General features: G+C 68.1%; 19 protein-coding genes. 14 read left to right on the plus strand and 5 right to left on the minus strand.

Annotated elements, in window-relative coordinates; translation table 11 throughout:
• Window positions 1–173 precede the first annotated feature (173 nt).
• Both DMH03_RS36895 and DMH03_RS36900 read left to right on the plus strand, forming a co-directional pair.
• The gene (locus DMH03_RS36895) at window positions 174–752 is read left to right on the plus strand and encodes a MaoC family dehydratase (protein WP_370311024.1); all 579 of its coding nucleotides are present in this window, start codon (window positions 174–176) and stop codon (window positions 750–752) included.
• A gap of 33 nt (window positions 753–785) precedes the next feature.
• On the plus strand, window positions 786–1,889 hold the full coding sequence (locus tag DMH03_RS36900) for a DUF2332 domain-containing protein (protein ID WP_199749166.1): 1,104 nt from the start codon (window positions 786–788) through the stop codon (window positions 1,887–1,889).
• Between the two features lie 144 nt (window positions 1,890–2,033).
• On the opposite strand, the gene DMH03_RS36905 is transcribed toward DMH03_RS36900, so the two are convergent.
• Window positions 2,034–2,462 (minus strand): NUDIX hydrolase, encoded by a 429-nt coding sequence (locus DMH03_RS36905; RefSeq protein ID WP_125796616.1) that lies wholly within the window; start codon window positions 2,460–2,462, stop codon window positions 2,034–2,036.
• A 186-nt stretch (window positions 2,463–2,648) separates the two neighbouring features.
• On the opposite strand from DMH03_RS36905, the gene DMH03_RS36910 reads away from it, so the two are divergent.
• The 7 genes from DMH03_RS36910 (at window position 2,649) to DMH03_RS36940 (ending at window position 7,651) form a co-directional block, all read left to right on the plus strand.
• The gene (locus DMH03_RS36910; protein WP_005167589.1) at window positions 2,649–2,810 is read left to right on the plus strand and encodes a hypothetical protein; all 162 of its coding nucleotides are present in this window, start codon (window positions 2,649–2,651) and stop codon (window positions 2,808–2,810) included.
• Between the two features lie 24 nt (window positions 2,811–2,834).
• Window positions 2,835–3,395, plus strand: coding sequence for a PH domain-containing protein (locus DMH03_RS36915; RefSeq protein WP_034313292.1), 561 nt, complete (start codon window positions 2,835–2,837; stop codon window positions 3,393–3,395).
• A gap of 51 nt (window positions 3,396–3,446) precedes the next feature.
• Entirely contained in the window at window positions 3,447–4,310 is an 864-nt protein-coding gene (locus DMH03_RS36920) for a PHP domain-containing protein (protein WP_125796617.1), read from the plus strand.
• Window positions 4,307–4,936 carry a MarC family protein gene (locus DMH03_RS36925; protein ID WP_125796618.1) on the plus strand — a complete coding sequence of 210 codons (630 nt, stop codon included), beginning with the start codon at window positions 4,307–4,309 and terminating at the stop codon, window positions 4,934–4,936. Before DMH03_RS36920 ends, DMH03_RS36925 begins: the two co-directional genes overlap by 4 nt.
• Before the next feature lie 682 nt (window positions 4,937–5,618).
• A complete protein-coding gene (locus tag DMH03_RS36930; protein ID WP_125796619.1) occupies window positions 5,619–6,479 on the plus strand; it encodes a PD-(D/E)XK nuclease family protein in 861 nt (286 codons plus the stop codon).
• Window positions 6,480–6,513: 34 nt separating this feature from the next.
• On the plus strand, window positions 6,514–6,858 hold the full coding sequence (locus DMH03_RS36935; RefSeq protein ID WP_125796620.1) for a hypothetical protein: 345 nt from the start codon (window positions 6,514–6,516) through the stop codon (window positions 6,856–6,858).
• A 118-nt stretch (window positions 6,859–6,976) separates the two neighbouring features.
• Window positions 6,977–7,651: a hypothetical protein gene (locus DMH03_RS36940; RefSeq protein ID WP_125796621.1), complete on the plus strand. Its 675-nt coding sequence runs from the start codon at window positions 6,977–6,979 to the stop codon at window positions 7,649–7,651.
• A gap of 42 nt (window positions 7,652–7,693) precedes the next feature.
• On the opposite strand, the gene DMH03_RS36945 is transcribed toward DMH03_RS36940, so the two are convergent.
• Both DMH03_RS36945 and DMH03_RS36950 read right to left on the minus strand, forming a co-directional pair.
• Window positions 7,694–9,091 (minus strand): hypothetical protein, encoded by a 1,398-nt coding sequence (locus tag DMH03_RS36945; protein WP_125796622.1) that lies wholly within the window; start codon window positions 9,089–9,091, stop codon window positions 7,694–7,696.
• 35 nt (window positions 9,092–9,126) lie between these two features.
• A complete protein-coding gene (locus tag DMH03_RS36950; RefSeq protein ID WP_125796756.1) occupies window positions 9,127–10,728 on the minus strand; it encodes a DEAD/DEAH box helicase in 1,602 nt (533 codons plus the stop codon).
• A 460-nt stretch (window positions 10,729–11,188) separates the two neighbouring features.
• Between DMH03_RS36950 and DMH03_RS36955 the strand changes: the two genes are divergently transcribed.
• From DMH03_RS36955 to DMH03_RS36965, 3 genes are all read left to right on the plus strand, one after another.
• Window positions 11,189–11,842 carry a ferritin-like fold-containing protein gene (locus DMH03_RS36955; RefSeq protein ID WP_125796623.1) on the plus strand — a complete coding sequence of 218 codons (654 nt, stop codon included), beginning with the start codon at window positions 11,189–11,191 and terminating at the stop codon, window positions 11,840–11,842.
• A gap of 59 nt (window positions 11,843–11,901) precedes the next feature.
• On the plus strand, window positions 11,902–12,132 hold the full coding sequence (locus tag DMH03_RS36960) for a DUF3107 domain-containing protein (RefSeq protein WP_076163324.1): 231 nt from the start codon (window positions 11,902–11,904) through the stop codon (window positions 12,130–12,132).
• A 114-nt stretch (window positions 12,133–12,246) separates the two neighbouring features.
• Window positions 12,247–13,527 (plus strand): heparan-alpha-glucosaminide N-acetyltransferase domain-containing protein, encoded by a 1,281-nt coding sequence (locus tag DMH03_RS36965; protein ID WP_125796624.1) that lies wholly within the window; start codon window positions 12,247–12,249, stop codon window positions 13,525–13,527.
• Between the two features lie 340 nt (window positions 13,528–13,867).
• Here the strand turns inward: DMH03_RS36965 and DMH03_RS36970 are convergent, their stop codons facing one another.
• Both DMH03_RS36970 and DMH03_RS36975 read right to left on the minus strand, forming a co-directional pair.
• Window positions 13,868–14,194: a DUF4873 domain-containing protein gene (locus tag DMH03_RS36970; protein WP_005167612.1), complete on the minus strand. Its 327-nt coding sequence runs from the start codon at window positions 14,192–14,194 to the stop codon at window positions 13,868–13,870.
• A complete protein-coding gene (locus DMH03_RS36975) occupies window positions 14,191–14,970 on the minus strand; it encodes a TetR/AcrR family transcriptional regulator (protein WP_125796625.1) in 780 nt (259 codons plus the stop codon). The genes DMH03_RS36970 and DMH03_RS36975 overlap by 4 nt, the downstream gene beginning before the upstream one ends.
• Before the next feature lie 50 nt (window positions 14,971–15,020).
• Here DMH03_RS36975 and DMH03_RS36980 point away from each other — a divergent pair, with 50 nt between their 5' ends.
• Window positions 15,021–15,929, plus strand: a complete 909-nt coding sequence (locus DMH03_RS36980) for a diiron oxygenase (RefSeq protein WP_199749167.1) — start codon at window positions 15,021–15,023, stop codon at window positions 15,927–15,929.
• On the plus strand, window positions 15,926–16,849 hold the full coding sequence (locus tag DMH03_RS36985; RefSeq protein WP_125796627.1) for an alpha/beta fold hydrolase: 924 nt from the start codon (window positions 15,926–15,928) through the stop codon (window positions 16,847–16,849). Before DMH03_RS36980 ends, DMH03_RS36985 begins: the two co-directional genes overlap by 4 nt.
• The last annotated feature ends 133 nt before the right edge of the window (window positions 16,850–16,982 follow it).

Raw genomic sequence — 16,982 nt, forward strand, 5'->3', positions numbered from 1 at the left:
CAGCGTTCCCGGTTTCGTCAGCCCTGCCAGGTGGGGATCCGGCGAGACGTGAAGGGGGGAACGCTGCGACTACTAGGAAGCGGACTATCGCCACTGGACATCGGGTTCCTCACCTCCTTCGGCTCGGCGGACGGTTACGCAGTGGTGTGGGTCGCGTTGACGACCCGACACCAATGGTCGAGGGTACTCCTCAACACGAAAGCCTGTCGTTCCAGGCTCACGCCGCGTTACTCGTGCAGGAGGAATGGGTGCAGTTCGGTCGCTATTACGAAGAGTTCGAGGTCGGCGCGGTCTACAAGCACTGGCCGGGCAAAACGGTCACCGAGTACGACGACCACCTGTTCTGCCTCATCACCATGAACCACCACCCGCTGCACCTCGACGCGCACTACGCCGGGGAGACCACCGACTTCGGCAAGAACGTCGTGGTCGGCAACTACGTCTACTCGCTGCTGCTGGGGATGTCGGTGCCGGACGTGTCCGGCAAGGCGATCGCGAACCTCGAGGTCGAATCGCTGAAGCACGTGAAGCCGACCTTCCACGGCGACACCATCTACGGCGAGACCGAGGTGCTGGACAAGACGCCGTCGAAGTCGAAGGACGACCGAGGTGTCGTCTACGTCGAGACCCGCGGCTACAAACAGGACGGCACGATCGTGTGTGTCTTCCGTCGCAAGGTGATGGTGCCGAAGCGGTCCTACGGCGACAGCAGGGGCGGTGAACAGCCCGGCCGCCCCGTCCCGCACGAATAATGGGTGTCACGAACGGGAAGAGGGAGCGCGTCGATGCCCATCGGGCTGGATGAGATCAAGAGCCGCCTGCGGAAGTTCGCGACGGTCGAGGCGGCCGGTGTTTCGCCGCTGTACGAGCACCTGGCGACGAAGGCGTCCGAGGACGACGACGTGGCCGGTCTGCTGACCGACGCCCGCGGCGGTGAAGCCCGCGGAACGCTGCTTTTGGCGACCGCGCACCGGCTCATCCAGGCCGACCCGATCCACCCGCTCTCGCGGTACTACCCGTCCGTCGGCGGTTTCGACGGCGTGGACTCGGAGACGTGGCCGCTGTTCCGCTCGTTCCTGCTGGAGCGGGCGGACAAGGCGCGGGCGATCATCTCCTCGCGGTACACGCAGACCAACGAGGTCCGCCGTGCCGCGCTGCTCTACCCCGCCATGACGACGGCGGCGAAGGAAGCGGGCGGCAAGATCGCGCTGCTCGAGGTCGGATGCAGTGCGGGGCTGCTCCTGGGCCTGGACAAGTACGCCTACCGGTACCAGTGCGACGGCGGCGAACAGCTCACCGCCGGTCCCGCGAAGACCGCGGTCGGCCTGCACTGCGCGCTGGACCTCGCGCCCGCCGCCGTCACGCCGAAGGTGCCGAAGAAGCTGACGATCACCGCCCGCGCCGGCCTCGACCGCGCCCCGGTGGACCTCGCCGACGAAGACGAACTGGCCTGGCTCGAAGCCTGCGTCTGGGCCGATCAGCCGGACCGGATCCGGCTCCTGCGCACGGCCGCGGCGGCTCAGGGCAAGCAGCGGCCGGACCTGATCGCCGGCGACGCAGTCGACGATCTCGCCTCGGCGGCCGCCACCCTGCCCGCCGACGCGCCTCTCGTCGTGCTGACCAGCCACGTGCTCGCGTACCTGGGAGACCGGCGGGCGGACTTCCTCGAGGCGTTGCGGAAACTCGCCGCGGACCGGCCGCTCTGGTGGGTCAGCGAGGAGTTCTACGCCGCCGCGCTGGAGCATTTGGTGCCCGGCCGGGCCGATCTGGCCGAACCAGCGGACCAGGCTGTGCTCGGCCTCGTCCGCTGGGACGCCGGTGTCCCGGACGTGCGTGCGCTGGCCAGGACGGCCCCGCACGGGCAGCGGATGACGTGGCTCCCGGTTTAGCCCTGCCCGGACAGCGGCAGACCCGACTTCCGGGTTTACCCATTCGGCTCTTCGAAGATGTCGGCAAAGCATCGGGAAGGATAATTTTCACCTCCCGCGCCGCTTTATCCCCGCGTCATTCGCCGAATCGGACACGGCAGGTCGTCAAGACGGCGCGACGTCCCCGGTCGGCAGCACTCCCCAGTCGCGCAGAGTGACGAACAGGAGTTCGGCCAACCGGCCCTCTTCGTCGAGTTCGATCAAGGTTCCGGCGTCGATCCACCGGGCGTCGTCGGCGTCGTCCCCTGCACGGAGAGTGCCGCCGTCGACCGCGCAGGCGTAATCGTGGATGTCGTACGGGCCGCGGCGGGCGTTGCCGACGTATGTGCGCGGTATCACGTCGAGCCCGGTCTCTTCGCGCAGCTCCCGGATCACGGCCGCTTCGTCCGTTTCGCCTGGTTCAACCCGTCCGCCGGGAACCGACCACAGTCCACGTCCGGGTTCATTCGCGCGCCGGATCAGCAGAATCCGCCCGAGTTCGTCGTGGACGATGCCGCCGACACAGCGGACGGTGCTGTCCGAAACGGTGTTCATTCCCGAATGGTAGACGCGGGCTTCCTGACAATGGCTGTCCTGTACACGGAGAGTAGCCGTACGGTACACTTCCCCTCGCCGGCTGACCCAAGCGCGGGACTTCCCTCCCGCGCGGGTGGAAGGTGCGGTACAAAATGAATAGTCAGTATCCGCAGTCAGTCACCGTAAGAGACAGGATTGATCGCTGTGAACGCGAAAAAGCTCCTCACTTTCGCAGGAATCGCGTTGGTGCTGTTCTTCGTGATCGCGCAGCCAGGTCAGGCCGCGGGCCTCGTGGGAAACATCATCGGCTTCCTGCGTGACTCGGCCGAATCGGTGATCACCTTCGTCAGCAACGTCTTCAGCTAGCGGGGGAGCGGATACTCTATCGGTATGTTCGCCCCACGCGATCCAGACGAGTATCTTCTCGACACCGAGCGGCGGGTCATCAGGATCCGCCGGCACTGGGCTGTGCTGTTGTGGGAAACCTTCGAGACGGCCGCGTTGCTGGCCGTCTGCGTCCTGGTCTCCTACCTGTTGCCGCCCGCCGCGTGGGTCATCCAGAACATCCTCTGGTATGCCGCGTTGCTCATCATCCTGCGCTTCGCGTACGTGGTGATGGAGTGGTGGGTCGAGCGCCTGGTGGTCACGGACAAGCGGTTCGTGATGACCACCGGTGTCTTCACCACGAAAGTGCTGATGATGCCGATCACCAAGGTCACCGACCTCACCTACGAGCGTTCGGCGTGGGGCCGGATGATGGGGTACGGGACCATGGTGGTCGAGTCCGCCGGTCAGATCCAGGCGCTGAACCGCATCGACTACCTGCCGAAGCCGGAAGAGTTCTACGACACGATTTCCGAGCTCGTGTTCGGCGACAAGCAGAAGCAGGCCGAGCGCTTCTCGATGATCAAGGCGCAGCGTGCGGCACGCGGCAAGAAGAAGGTCGGTTAGCGCAGGTCCCGGAGTCGCTGTGACCTGGCGCATCGTCGATACTGAGCGGCGATGCGCATCGACCTGCACGCCCACTCCACCGCCTCCGACGGTACCGACAGCCCTGCCGGGCTGGTCGCCGCCGCCGCGAAGGCGGGCCTCGACGTCGTCGCGATCACCGATCACGACACCACGGCCGGCTGGGCCCCGGCCGCCGAGGCACTCCCGCCAGGGCTCACCCTGGTGCCCGGCGCCGAGCTGTCCACGATCTCCGTCGACCCGGTGAGCGGACGGCATATCAGCGTCCATCTGCTCGCGTACCTCTTCGACCCGGCGTCGCCCGCGGTCGTCGCCGAGCAGACCCGGCTGCGCTCCGAGCGGCGATGGCGGCTGCGCGTGATGGCCGCGGTGCTGGCCGCCGACGGCCTGCCGGTCGATCCCGACGAGGTCATGTCGCTGCTGCCCGAGGACGGTTCGGCCGGACGGCCCCACCTCGCGCAGGCCCTGGTGCGGGCCGGTGTCGTCTCGTCGGTGAACGAGGCGTTCGGGAGCTACCTCGGAAACGGCAGCGGGTACTTCGTGGCGCGGCAGGACACGCTCGTGGAGGACGCGATCGACATGATCGCGGCGGCGGGCGGGGTCACCGTCATCGCGCATCCCTTCGCGTACACGCGCGGCGCGACCATCACCGTCGACGTGCTCGCCGGGCTGGCGAAGCACGGCCTCACCGGCGTCGAGGTCGACCACCCGAACCACGACGAGGAGACGCGCGTCCGGCTGCACGGGCTGGCGGGGGAGCTGGGGCTCGTGCGCACCGGGTCGAGCGACTATCACGGCACGAACAAGACCATCGATCTCGGCGACGAGACCACCGATCCGCTCGCCTTCGAAGAACTCGTCGCGCGGGCGACCGGCTACGAGGTCGTGACCCGGTGACGATCACGGACTTCTTCGACGCGCGCCTGTTCATGAGCGCGACGATCACGCTGATCGTCATCATGGACCCGCCCGGCACGGTGCCGGTGTTCCTGAGCCTGACCGGCCGGAAATCGGTGGCGTTCCGCGCCAAGGCCGCGCGGCAGGCGGTGCTGGTCTCGTTACTGGTGATCTCGCTGTTCGCCGTTGCGGGACAAGCGATCCTGTCCTACCTCGGCATCGGGATCCCGGCGCTGCAGGGTGCGGGCGGGCTGTTGCTGCTGCTCATCGCGCTGCAACTGCTCACCGGCGAGACCGGCGGCGAGGCCGAGGCGGCGGGCGACGACGTCAACGTCGCGCTCGTGCCGCTCGGGACACCGCTGCTCGCCGGCCCGGGCGCGATCGCAGCGACCATCGTCTTCGTGCGGCAGGCCGACGGGCACGTCGGCGCGTACGTGGCTCTCGCGCTTTCGATCGTGACTGTGCACTTCGTGCTGTACCTGTGCATGCGGTACTCGGGTGTGGTCATCCGGCTGATCAAGGAAAGCGGGATCACGCTGCTGGCGAAGATCGCCGGTCTGCTGCTGGCCGCGATCGCGGTCGAGCTGGTGGCGAACTCGGTGAAGGGCTTCATCGCGGGCACGTGACCGGGCGCCGGTGATAGCAAAGGTCCCTTGCTCTCTCTCGTGCCCGGCCCCTCACCGTGCGTGCAATGAAAGGCTCCTTCCTTGCCAAATTTGCAAGGAAGGAGCCTTTCATTGCACGCGGCGGCCGTGAGGGCCTCCTTCCCTACCCTGAAGGTAGTGAAGGAGGCCCTCACGGACAGGCGCGTAGCTTAAGTTGATCTTGGGCGGGTTTTGATCGCAAGTGGCGACGGTTGCCGCAGGTCAAGCGCTCGCTTGCCCTGGTCGACGGGAGCCGCCGCGCCTCTGGTGTCCACTGTGGACACATTTCGATGACTGAATGTCCGATTGATGACGAAATGGGCGGTTCAGTCAAGGGGTCGTGAGTGGCAAAGGTCGCTCTAACCCTCATTGCCACTCACGACCCCCTCGCGTAGCTGCGCAAAGCGCCTAAATCGGGCACCTGGATCCGGATTAACGTCCTGTGTGGACAGTTGTGCCCCGGGTCCGCTGCCGGTGACTTGTCCGGCTGATCGAGCAGACCGGCGGCCGCTCAAGATCAACTTAAGCGACGTGGCAAGGAGGCCCTCACGGACAGGCACGCTGCTGAGGGCCAAAGCGATAGCAAAGGTCCCTTGCTCCCTTCCTGGGGATCCCCTCGAAAAGTGTCGGTGGGGGTGCGTAGCGTTGCGGGCGGGGTGATCCGATGGAGCAGATTGGTTTCGACTTCGGCGTCGAGGCGCCGCGCAAGCTGACGAAGGTCTCGCCCGCGCGCCTCGCGACGTTCGAAGATTGCCCGCGCCGTTATCGCATGTCGTATCTGGACCGCCCGTCCCCGACACGCATCGGCGCTTGGGCGCACAGCACGCTCGGTGCGGTGGTGCACAACGCTTTGCGGGCGTTGTTCGACCTGCCGGTGATCAAACGCGTGCCGCAGCGGGCGATGGCGCTCGTCGCCGAACACTGGAAGGACGCCGGGTTCGAAGACACCGACCAGGCCGCCCGGTATCGAGCCAGGGCGAAGGCCTGGGTCGCGGAGTACGTCGAGCACAACGACGTCAGCGTCGATCCGGTCGGGCTGGAGCGCTGGGTTTCCGCGCCGGTCACGCTCGAGCCGGGCAGCGGGCCCAGCCTCATCATCGAGGGCCGCGCCGACCGCATCGACCAGCGTGGCCGGGAACTGGTGATCATCGACTACAAGACCGGCCGTCGTGAGCCGGACGAGTACGAGGCGCGCTCTTCGCAGGCCTTGGCGCTGTACGCGGTCGCCGCGGCCCGGACGCTGCGGACGCCGTGCTACCAGGTCGAGCTGCACCACGTGCCCACCGGGACCATCGCGGCCGCCGAGCACACCGAGGAGAGCCTCAAGCGGCATCTCCAACGCGCCGACGAGACCGCCGGGGACCTGCGCCTGGCAACGGATACCCTGGACGCCGGCGGCGACGAGGACGTGTTGTTCCCGGCGCGCCCGGGCCGCCGTTGCTCGTGGTGCGACTTCCGGCCCAGCTGCGCGGCAGGTCAGGAGGCCGGGCCCGCGGCTCAGCCGTGGGAGTTGCTGGCGCCCTAGATTCTCCAGATTCGACGATTGGACAGGCGAGGACGTGTCGTCACCGGACACCGAAGAGCTCGCGACCACACCGCCGCCCGCGGAGCGGAACGCGCCCGCGGCGACCGAAGGCGGCCGGTTCTGGCGCGGGCTGACCGGATCGCTCGCGGCCGGGATGGCCGTGCTGGCGGTGTGCGTGGTCGCGATCGCCACGATCTGCCTGTTCACCGGCGCGCCGGGGCCCGGTCTCCTGATGCTGATCGGCCACCCGGTGGCCGCGGTGCTCGCCTTGCTGGCGCAGCGGGTCGTCGATGGGCGCACTGGCCGCGTCGCGGGCTTCGCGGGTCTTGGCGTCGTGGTGAGTGTGACGGCCGCCCTGAGCCTGTTCTGGTGGAGCTGACCGCGGCAGGAAAGTGCCATGGACCGGCGAACTGGCTCACGTCCCTGCGAAACTATGGCTCACTGGGCACGTCGTAGATGAACACGCTGCCCCGCAGCGAGGATGAAGGGCACCGTCGATGACCTACCCACCCCAGCCAGGACAGCCCGACCAGGGCACTGGCGGGCAGCAGCAGTACCCAGGGCAGCAGCAGCCGGGACAGCAGTATCCAGAGCAGCAGTACCCGCAGCAGCAGTACCCGCAGGGTGGTTACGACCAGAGCGGCGCGTACCCGCAGCAGCAGTACCCCGGCTACGGCCAGCAGCAGTACGGCCAGAACCAGCAGTACGGACAGGGCTTCGGCGGGCCGCCCGCGCCCCCGAAGAACAACAAGACGGCCCTTCTGGTCGGCATCGCCGCCGCTGCCGTTGTCGTGGTCACGCTGGGTATCACGGGGTTCGTTGCTCCCGGGTTCTTCCTCGGTGACGACAAGCCCGGCAAACCGTCCGGCCCGGAAGGCACCGCGCAGGCGATCATCGACGGCATCAACGCCCACGACGGGGCCGCGTTGACGGCGCTCAAGTGCACGAACGCGGAAAAGGACATCGACCAGGTCATCGATCGAGTCAGCCAAGCGTCGGACGCCACGCTCGGCGCGGTCACGAAGGTCTCCGAGACCAAGTACACGGCGGCCGTCACGCTGAGCATCGCAGGGCGACCCGCCACCGCCACCGGCACGCTCGCGAGCGAAGACGGCAAGTGGTGCTGGAAGGAAGTCAGCCGGCTGCGCACCAAGTCCACGACGACGGGCTGACGACGGGGGCGATAGCAAGGGACCTTTGCTATCGCCTGCCGGTCACTTGAGCGCGACCAGGGTCGGACCGCGTTGCTCCAGCAGCACCGGACCGACCGACGAGAGCACCACCGGGCCGGTGTAGCCACGCCTGTCGACACCGACGGTGCGGATGGTGGCGCCGGTCGTCTCGTCGAGCACGGCGAGCCCGCCCTGGATGGGCACGACCAGCTGTTCCCCGAAGGTGACGCCGGGGCCGGCGGAGTTCTTCAGCGTCCAGCGCGGCGTGAGGTCGTCGCGCGAGAACGCCATGGTCTTCGAGCCGGTGAACCAGTAGACGCCCTGCGCGGTCCACGCGGTCGTCATGACGCCGCCCACCGGGTCCTGCGTGATGTCCGCGTCGGGCACGTCGAGCGGGTACGCCGCCTTCTGGAGGCCGTCGCCGCCGTAGATGACCAGCAGTTTCTGTTCGGGCAGCACGATCAGCGCCAGATCGCCGGACATCGCGACGATCTTCGCGTTCTTGCCGGCGAGCACGGTGCTGTAGTCGACCTTCGGGTCGTCGGCCTCGTCGTTGGTCGCGCGGTAGACGGTGAAGCGGTCGGCCGGGTCGCCAGGGCAGCGCTCGATCACGCCGATCTTGCCTGCCGCGGCGGCCACCGTGCCGTAGGTGCAGCCGGTCCTCGGCTGCTTGTTCGGGTTCACGATGGCGGGGACCTGGCCGTATTCCATGCTCTTGACCAGGTCGTCGCGCCAGGTGTTCAGCAGTTTCGTGCCGGTCGTGGTGACGTGCGATCCGTCGACGACCAGCCGGGTCCCGAGTTCGGCGTCGCCGTTGCGCTGCGCCGTGCGGCGCCCGGTGCCGGCGTCGAGCTGGGTGACTTCACTGCAGCCGGTGTCCTTGCGGTACACCGCGTCCACCTTGATCCCGGCGAGCGCGACCGTGCACAGTTCGAGATCGCGGGAATAGCGCCACCGGACGTCACCGGTGTACGGATCCCGGCCGAGTACCTCGCCCTTGTCCGCGGTGACGACGCTGTTGGCCTCGCCGATCGGGACGGGTGTCGACGAACTCGGTGCCTGCCACAGTTCGGTCAGCGAGCCGGGCACTTCCGACGGCGCGGGCGGGAGCCCGGGCGGCATGGTGTTGGCAACCTGCGCGACGGTCGCCGCGTTGTCGCTGTTCACGCCGATGACGACGCCGGTGACGGCGACGACCACCCCGATCGCCGCGGCGAGCATACGATCCCTCGTGCGGTTCCACGGCGAGCGCCGGGCGCGTTTCCCGCCCAGCGGTGGCTCGGTGGCCACCGCCGCGGCGGGTTCGGCGTCCAGCACGTCTTCCGTGCCGATCGCGTTTTCGGCCGTCTGCGGTTCGGCACCGCTCGACGGCTGTTCGGGATCGGCGGGCACGGGCCGCGCCGGTTCGTCGTCCGGCGCGGCGTCCCAGCGTTCGCTCACGTGCCCCTAGCTCCCCACGTCGAGGTCTGAAGCTCTCAGTCTGCCGACGCAGGTGTATCAGAAGTCGCCGAGGGACGGCGACGGCGACGGCGGCGAGCCGGACGCTCGGCGCTGTCGCCTGCCTCCTTCTCGACCGCCGGGCCGCTGACCTCGGGGCTCGGCTTCGCGGCGCCGCGGCTGCGGCGACGGGCCCGCGTGCGGCCCTCCGAAGAGGCTTCGGCCGCTTCGCCCTCGGTGCCTTCCGCCGAAGCGTCCGCGGCCTCGGTCGTGTCGGTCGCGTTCGCGCCGCCACGGGTCCGCTTGCGCGGCGTGCGGTTGCGCTTGCGGGGCGCTTCTTCTTCGTCCTTCGGGCCCTGGCTCGGGCCCTGTCCGCGGCCGCGGCGCTTGCCGCCCAGGTCTTCTTCGACCTCGGCCGAAAGACCGGCGCGGGTCCGCTTCGACAGCGGGAGGCGCCCGGTGGTGCCCTCGGGGATGCCCAGGTCGCTGAACAGGTGCTTCGACGACGAGTACGTCTCGGCGGGCTCGGGCATGTCGAGCCCGAGGAGGTCCGAGATCATCTTCCAGCGCGGCGTTTCGTCCCAGTCGACGAGGGTGATCGCGACACCGGTGCGCCCGGCGCGGCCGGTGCGGCCGATCCGGTGGACGTAGTTCTTCTCGTCCTCCGGCGTCTGGTAGTTGATCACGTGCGTGACGTCGTCGATGTCGATACCGCGGGCGGCGACGTCGGTGGCGACCAGCACGTCGACCTTGCCGGCGCGGAACGCGCGCAGCGCCTGCTCGCGGGCACCCTGGCCCAGGTCACCGTGCACGGCGGCGGCCGCGAAGCCGCGCTCGACGAGCTCGTCGGCGACCTTCTGCGCGGTGCGCTTGGTGCGGGTGAAGATCATCGTCAGGCCACGGCCCTCGGCCTGCAGCGCGCGGGCGATCAGCTCGGGCTTGTCCATCGAGTGCGCCCGGTAGACGAACTGGGTGGTGCGCTCGTGGATCGCGCCGGCGTCGTTCTCCTCGGCGCGGATGTGCGTCGGCTGGGTGAGGAACGTGCGGGCCAGCGTGATGATCGGACCCGGCATGGTCGCCGAGAACAGCATCGTCTGGCGCTTGTCCGGGACCATCCGCAGGATGCGCTCGATGTCGGGCAGGAAGCCCAGGTCGAGCATCTCGTCGGCCTCGTCCAGCACCAGACCGCGGACCTTGCCCAGCACCAGGTGCTTCTGCTCGGCCAGGTCCAGCAGGCGGCCCGGGGTGCCGATGACGACGTCGACGCCGCTGCGGAGCGCCGCGATCTGCGGCTCGTAGGGGCGGCCACCGTAGATGGCCAGTGTGCGGATGCCGAGGTGCTTGCCCGCGCCCTTGAGGTCGTTCGCGACCTGGACGCACAGCTCACGGGTCGGCACGACGACCAGCACCTGCGGGGTGCCGTCGCCGGGGACCTCGACGCGGTGCAGCAGCGGGACACCGAAGCCCAGCGTCTTGCCCATGCCCGTGCGGGCCTGGCCGATCAGGTCGTCGCCGGCCATGGCCAGCGGCAGCGTCAATGCCTGGATGGCGAAGGTGCGCTCGATCCCGGCCTCGCTCAGCGCCTTCACGATCTCCGGCTTGACGCCGAAGGAAGCGAAGGAGGGGGCTTCGGGTTCCACCGGTGCGCCCGCCTGCAGCGGGTGCGACACGTCGAGCGCCGCCGGGCCTGACTCGCTGTGCTCCAGCGCGACGGCCTCCGGAACGCCGGTGGGGTTGTCTTCGGGCGTGTTTTCGTTCGTGGTCAGGGTGCTCGCCTCTCTCGTGACCAGCGCGCACTGCCCTGGTCACCGATCGACACTCGACCACGAAAATTCGCTCGGGCTCCGCGCTACTGGCGCTGAAGCGGCCCTTCGTGGGAATGCCGCAGGATGGCGTGCACGCACATCATTCTTGCGCTGATCGGGGCCGCACCGGCTGTCCTTCAGCCGCAGCAGCGTCCCGATCCGGGACGGATGATCCGTCGTATCCGGCCGCCAGTCTACCTGATCTGCGGTTTTTCGATAGACCCCGCCGCGCCGACGAAGGTGGGATCGGTCTCTTCCCGTCCGGCCGGGTGTGTTCGGCGATACCCTTTCCGCCGTGACGGAGGCAAAGCAGATCAGCGAGGGCGTAGTCGATTTGCTCGGCGTACTCGCCTACGGGGAATTGTCCGCATTCGATCGCCTGGCCGAGGACGCGCGCACCGCGCCGACACTGTCCGGCCGGGCCGCGCTGGCGTCCATGGCGGCCGCCGAGATCGGGCACTACGACCTGCTCACCAAGCACCTCGCGGGGCACGGCGTCGCGATCGAAGACGCCATGAGGCCCTTCGTCGGGCACATCGACGCCTGGCACGCCTCCACGGCGCCGCGCTCCTGGCTCGAGTCACTGGTGAAGGCCTACGTCGGCGACGGGCTCGCGGCGGACCTCTACCGCGAGATGGCCAGCTGGCTCGACCCCGAAACCAAGGATCTGGTGCTCACCGTGCTCGCCGACACGGGACATTCCGCGTTCGCCGAACGCGAAGTCGCGGCCGGGATCGAGGCCGACCCGAAGGCGCGGGACAAACTCGCGCTGTGGGGCCGCCGCCTGCTGGGCGAGGCGTTGACGCAGGCCCAGTACGTCGTCGCCGAGCGGGACGGGCTCGCCGAGCTGATCGTCGAAGGCTCCGGCGACCTTTCGGGAATCGCCGCCCTGTTCCGCCGGTTGCAGCAGGGGCACACCAAACGCATGCAGGTGCTGGGGCTCGGCTGACGTCTCTTCGGCTAGCCTTGGCAGGCCAGTAGTTTCGAACTTTCAAGCGGAGGTCCCACGTGGAGGTCAAGATCGGCATCAAGGACACGCCGCGAGAGCTCGTGGTGTCCAGCAACCAGTCGCCCGACGAGGTCGAGGAACTGGTCGCGAACGCCTTGAGGGCCGGCGACGGGATCTTCCGCCTCGACGACGAGAAGGGCCGTAAGTACATCGTGCCCACCGACCGGATCGCCTACGTCGAGATCGCGCCGTCAGACGTTCGCAAGGTCGGCTTCGCTGTTGGTGGCTAACCCGATCGGGTTGTAGTCGGATGTCACAGTGGCGTCACCGCCGCGTCTCAGCCAGCTCTCAGATTTGATCGTCACGCTAAGGCGGGGACGGCAGGGGGCTAGCCGAGAAATGAGGTGGACGGCGTCACTGTGATGGACCGCGCGCTGGTCGACGGCGTGCGTACAGTTCCCGAACAAGGCAAGCGGGCCGCTGGGCGGCTGACCGGCATCGACGTCGCCCGCGGCCTGGCCGTCCTCGGCATGTACGCGGTGCATGTCGGCCCCGATCCCGCCAAAGGCGGCGTCGGGGTGCTGTTCAAACCGTTCGAAGGCCACTCCGCGGCGTTGTTCGCGGTATTGGCCGGGGTCTCGATCGCGCTGATGTCCGGCGGACGCCGCCCGAAACTGGGCCGCGACCGGACGCGCGTCGCACTCAAGCTGGCGACCCGGGCACCGCTGCTGGTGGCGCTGGGGCTGTGGCTGACCAGCCTCGAAACCGGCTACATGGTGATCCTGGCCTACTACGGAGCCTGTTTCCTCTTCGCGATCCCGTGGCTGCGCGCGGGTGCGAAGGCACTGGCGATCGCGGCGGTCGTCGTCGCCGTGGCGGGCCCGCTGCTCTCGCATCTGATCAGAGCGCAACTGCTTCCCCGTGACCTGCTGTTCTTCGCGCCGGACCTGACCGCGGACGATGTCACGTCGACCGGGCTGCTGAAGGCCGCGACCGTTCTCGTCCTGACCGGGACCTTCCCCGCGTTGACGCTGATGGCGTACGTGTTCGCGGGGATGTCGCTCGGGCGGATGGACCTGACCTCGCGCAGCGTGTGCCGTCGGCTGTTCTTCGGCGGATCGGCGCTCGCGGTGGGCGGTTACCTCGTGTCCTGGCTCGCGACCGGGCCGCTCGGCGGCATGCAGGCCGTCTACCGCTCACTGGAACCGGCCGCCGCGCAGATGGGGATGACGCCGCCGGAATTCCTCCGGCTCCACCACACCTGGATCCACGGCACGCCGCCGACCACCAGCTGGGCCTGGGAACTGCTGCCGACAGGCACCTCGTACACGCCGTTCGACCTGCTGATCTCGATCGGGATCGCGGCGGCGGTGATCGGCGGCTGCCAGCTGCTGATGCCGAAGTTCGAGCGCGTGCTGCGGCCGCTTTCGGATCTGGGCGGGCGGGTGCTGAGCGCGTACGTGCTGCATTTCGTGGCGATCGCGCTGCTGTGGGACGAGAGCGACGGCGACTCGATCTTCAGCGTGCTGCACTTCGTCGAGTTCTCGGTGGTCGCGCTGACCGCGGCCGTGGTGTGGCGGAGGTTCGTCGGGCGCGGGCCGCTGGAATGGGCGATGAACAAGCTGTCGAGCTGGCCGAAGTACCTGGTGCCGCGTGCTCGAGTACCCGCTCAACGGCAGGGCTGACGTTCTCTTGGAGCGCGTGAAGGCCCCCTTCCCTCGGCTCAGCCGAGGGAAGGGGGCCTTCACGCGCGTTGACGCCCGAATCCTCCCCGCTCGGTTGTGCCTGGGTGACTTGATCAAGCTTCAAGACCGGGCGACCTCGTGACGATGTAGGAATCTGGACACTGAACGTCCCAATTCCCACATCGTCAGCCTTCGGGCCGGTCCGCTCCAACTCGAATCGCCACTCACGACCCGCGCCGTTGTCGCCGCTGACCTGCGGAAAGAGAGCAAGGGACCTTTGCTGTCACCTGGCGGCGATAGCAAAGGTCCCTTGCTCACCCGCGGGCTTCCGCCTCAGCGGTCAGGCGTTGAGTTCGTTCAGTTCTTCCAGCGAGGTCGGCACGTGGAAGGGCGGCGTGCTGGTGCCCATGATGCGGTAGCGGTCCCACGGGTCCGGGTCGGAGAGTTCGCCCTTCGCGCTGTATTCGCCCGCGCGGATCTCGACGGCGGTCTTCTTGCCGCCGGCGGCCGCGGACACCTGCTCGTTGGTGGCCACGCGGCCGTACCAGCGGTAGTACCCGTCGATGGGCTGGAAGTAGCCCCGCAGGTCGACCGTCGCGGCGATCTCGGTTCCGTCGATCACGAGGACCGCTTCGCCGGCGTAGCCGTCTTCGTCGTGCTCGCTCATTGCCCCTCCGCCTGCTTTTCCTCGGTCTTCCGCATTTGGACGACCTTGTTCTCTTCGAGCGGCAGATTGGGATCGATGACGATGCCCTGCTGCCGGGAGAGGCCGTCGATCGCGGCCCAGATGATCTGTGTCAGGTATTCGACGACGCTGTCGCGGCCCATCGAGCGCCGGTCCAGCCACCATTCGCCGGTGCTCTGCACCATGCCGACGATGCCGTGCGCCCACGGTTCGGCGGCGCCGGAGTCCATGTTGAACATCCGCATGTAGTCGCCGAGCAGCGCGGTGAGCGCGGTGGCGATCAGTTCCTTGTCCTCGGCGACGACGTCGGATTTGACGACCACCTTCTCCTGGAGGCCGCCGCGGGCGAGCAGGCGGTACAGGTTCGGGTGTTCCTCGATGACGCTGAAGAACGCGTCGAGCGCCATCCGGATCCGGGGGATCGGGGCGAGTTCGGAGTTGATGGCCGGGATCAGCCGCTGGAAGAGGATCTCCGTGCCGCGCTGCCCGAGCGCGACGTACAGATCCGCCTTGTCGTCGAAGTGCCGGTACAGCACGGGTTTCGTGACGCCCGCTTCGGCGGCGACGTCTTCCATGCCGAGGTCCGGTCCGTGCGTGTCGAGCGCCCGGAGGGCCGCTTCGACGAACTCCGCGCGGCGCGCGATCCGGTGTTTGCGCCAGCGGTCGCGACGGGCGTCGCCCGTGTCGGCCTCACCCGCGGTGGGGTGCTTGCTCGACTGCTTGCTGTTGCGCTTGACACGTTCGATCACCCCAGTCATGCTACCAGAGGTAACTGTTACCGCGAGTTACAGATAGGGGTGTGTCGGCAATGACGCGGGCGCTGAAGGAAACAGACCGGGAGAAGACGGCCGAGCGGCTGCTCAAGTCCTCCGCAAACAAGTTCTACGACCCCGACGTCGACATCGACTGGAACGCTCCGCTCGTGGACGGGAAGCACTACATCCCGGCACATCGCTCTTCGCTCTACGGCACCGAGCTGTGGGACTCGCTGTCCGAAGAGCAGCGCATCGAACTCGGCAAGCACGAGGTCGCGAGTGTCGCCACGACAGGACTGTGGTTCGAGATCCTCCTGATGCAGATGCTGCTCAAGGAGGTCTACGAGGAAGACCCCACCAGCTCGCACGCCCAGTACGCGCTGACCGAGATCGCGGACGAATGCCGTCACTCGACGATGTTCGCGCGGATGGCTTCGCGGATCGGCTGCCCGAACTACGGGCCGGTGCCTTGGCTGCGGCGGTTGGCGAAACTGATGCCGACGATCAGCTACGGCCCCGCGCGCTACGGCGCGATCCTCGTCGCCGAAGAGGTCCTCGACCGGCTTCAGCGCGAGCAGATGAACGATCCGGACATCCAGCCGCTGGTGCGCATGGTCAACCGGATCCACGTGCTCGAGGAAGCCCGTCACGTCACCTTCGCCCGCGAAGAGGTCACTCGCGGAATGGCGAAGCTGTCGAAGAAGGAAATCATCTATCAGCAGTTCATCATCGCGCTGATTTCGTACTTCGTGACGCGGGCCTTCATCAACCCGCACGTCTACAAGGCCGTCGGCATCCGGCCGCGTGACGGGGTGGAAGCCGCGATGAACAACCCCAACTGGCAGGAGAGCGTGCGGTGGGCGGGCGAGAAGATCATGCCGTTCCTGCAGGAATCCGGTCTGGTCGGCAAGCCCGGCATGTACTTCTGGCGCAAGTCCTTCCTGCTGCCGGGGAAGCGATGAAGAGCGTCAAGCAGCGCGATGCCGTCTCGTGGGACCCCTCGCGGGAACACCGGTTCGTGACCGGCGACGGCACCGCGCTGCACGTCGAGATGAGCGGTCCGGCCGACTCCGAACTCACGCTGGTACTCGTGCACGGCTGGACCCAGGACCACCGGACCTGGGACGGCGTGGTGTCGCGGCTCGGCGACTCCGTCCGGATCCTTCGCTACGACCTGCGTGGCCACGGCGGCTCCGCGCCGGCGAAACCGGGGACGGCCACGATCGCGACCCTCGCCGACGACCTCGCCGAACTGATCGAGGACCGCGTCCCGAACGGACCGCTCGTGCTCGCCGGGCACTCCATGGGCGGCATGACGATCATGGAACTTTCCCGCAGACATCCCGATCTGGTGGACCGGCGCGTCGCAGGGGTCGCGTTCGTCGCCACATCGTCCGGTGAGATGGACCGGATCACCCTCGGCCTGCCGGGGATCGCGGGCAGCGGCGCGGCGAGGTTCGAACGGAGGCTCGCGAAGCTGCTCGCGAAGAACCGCCGTGACGCCTTGCCGCTGCCGCTGTCGGTGGTGCGGCCCGGCGCGCGACTGCTCGTCTTCGGGCGGCGGCCGCAGCGGGCCGACGTGGACTCGGTCGCCGAACAGTTGCTGTGCGCGCATCCGGCGAGCGTCGCCGGATTCCAGGACGCGATCTCCCGGCACGACTGCCGGGTCACGCTGGCCGCGCTGCAGGGCAAACCGGTGATCGTGCTGGCGGGGGAGCGGGACAGGCTCTGCCCGCCCCCGCACGCCAAGGTCATCGCCGACGCGCTGCCGGAAGCCGAATTCGTGCGCTACCCGGGCGCCGGGCACATGCTGCCGCAGGAACGAACGCAAGAGGTTTCGGACCGCATCGCGGCACTCGTCCGCCGCGCCGCGAGGGTCTGAAAGCGGGAGCAAGGGACCTTTGCTCTCTCTCGCGTGCCCGGCCCCTCACCGCGCGTGCAATGAAAGGCTCCTTCCTTGCAAATTTGCAAGGAAGGAGCCTTTCATTGCACGCGGCGGCCGTGAGGGCCTCCTT

This window comes from Amycolatopsis sp. WAC 01376, from assembly GCF_003947415.1.
In the GTDB taxonomy this organism is placed as follows: domain Bacteria; phylum Actinomycetota; class Actinomycetes; order Mycobacteriales; family Pseudonocardiaceae; genus Amycolatopsis.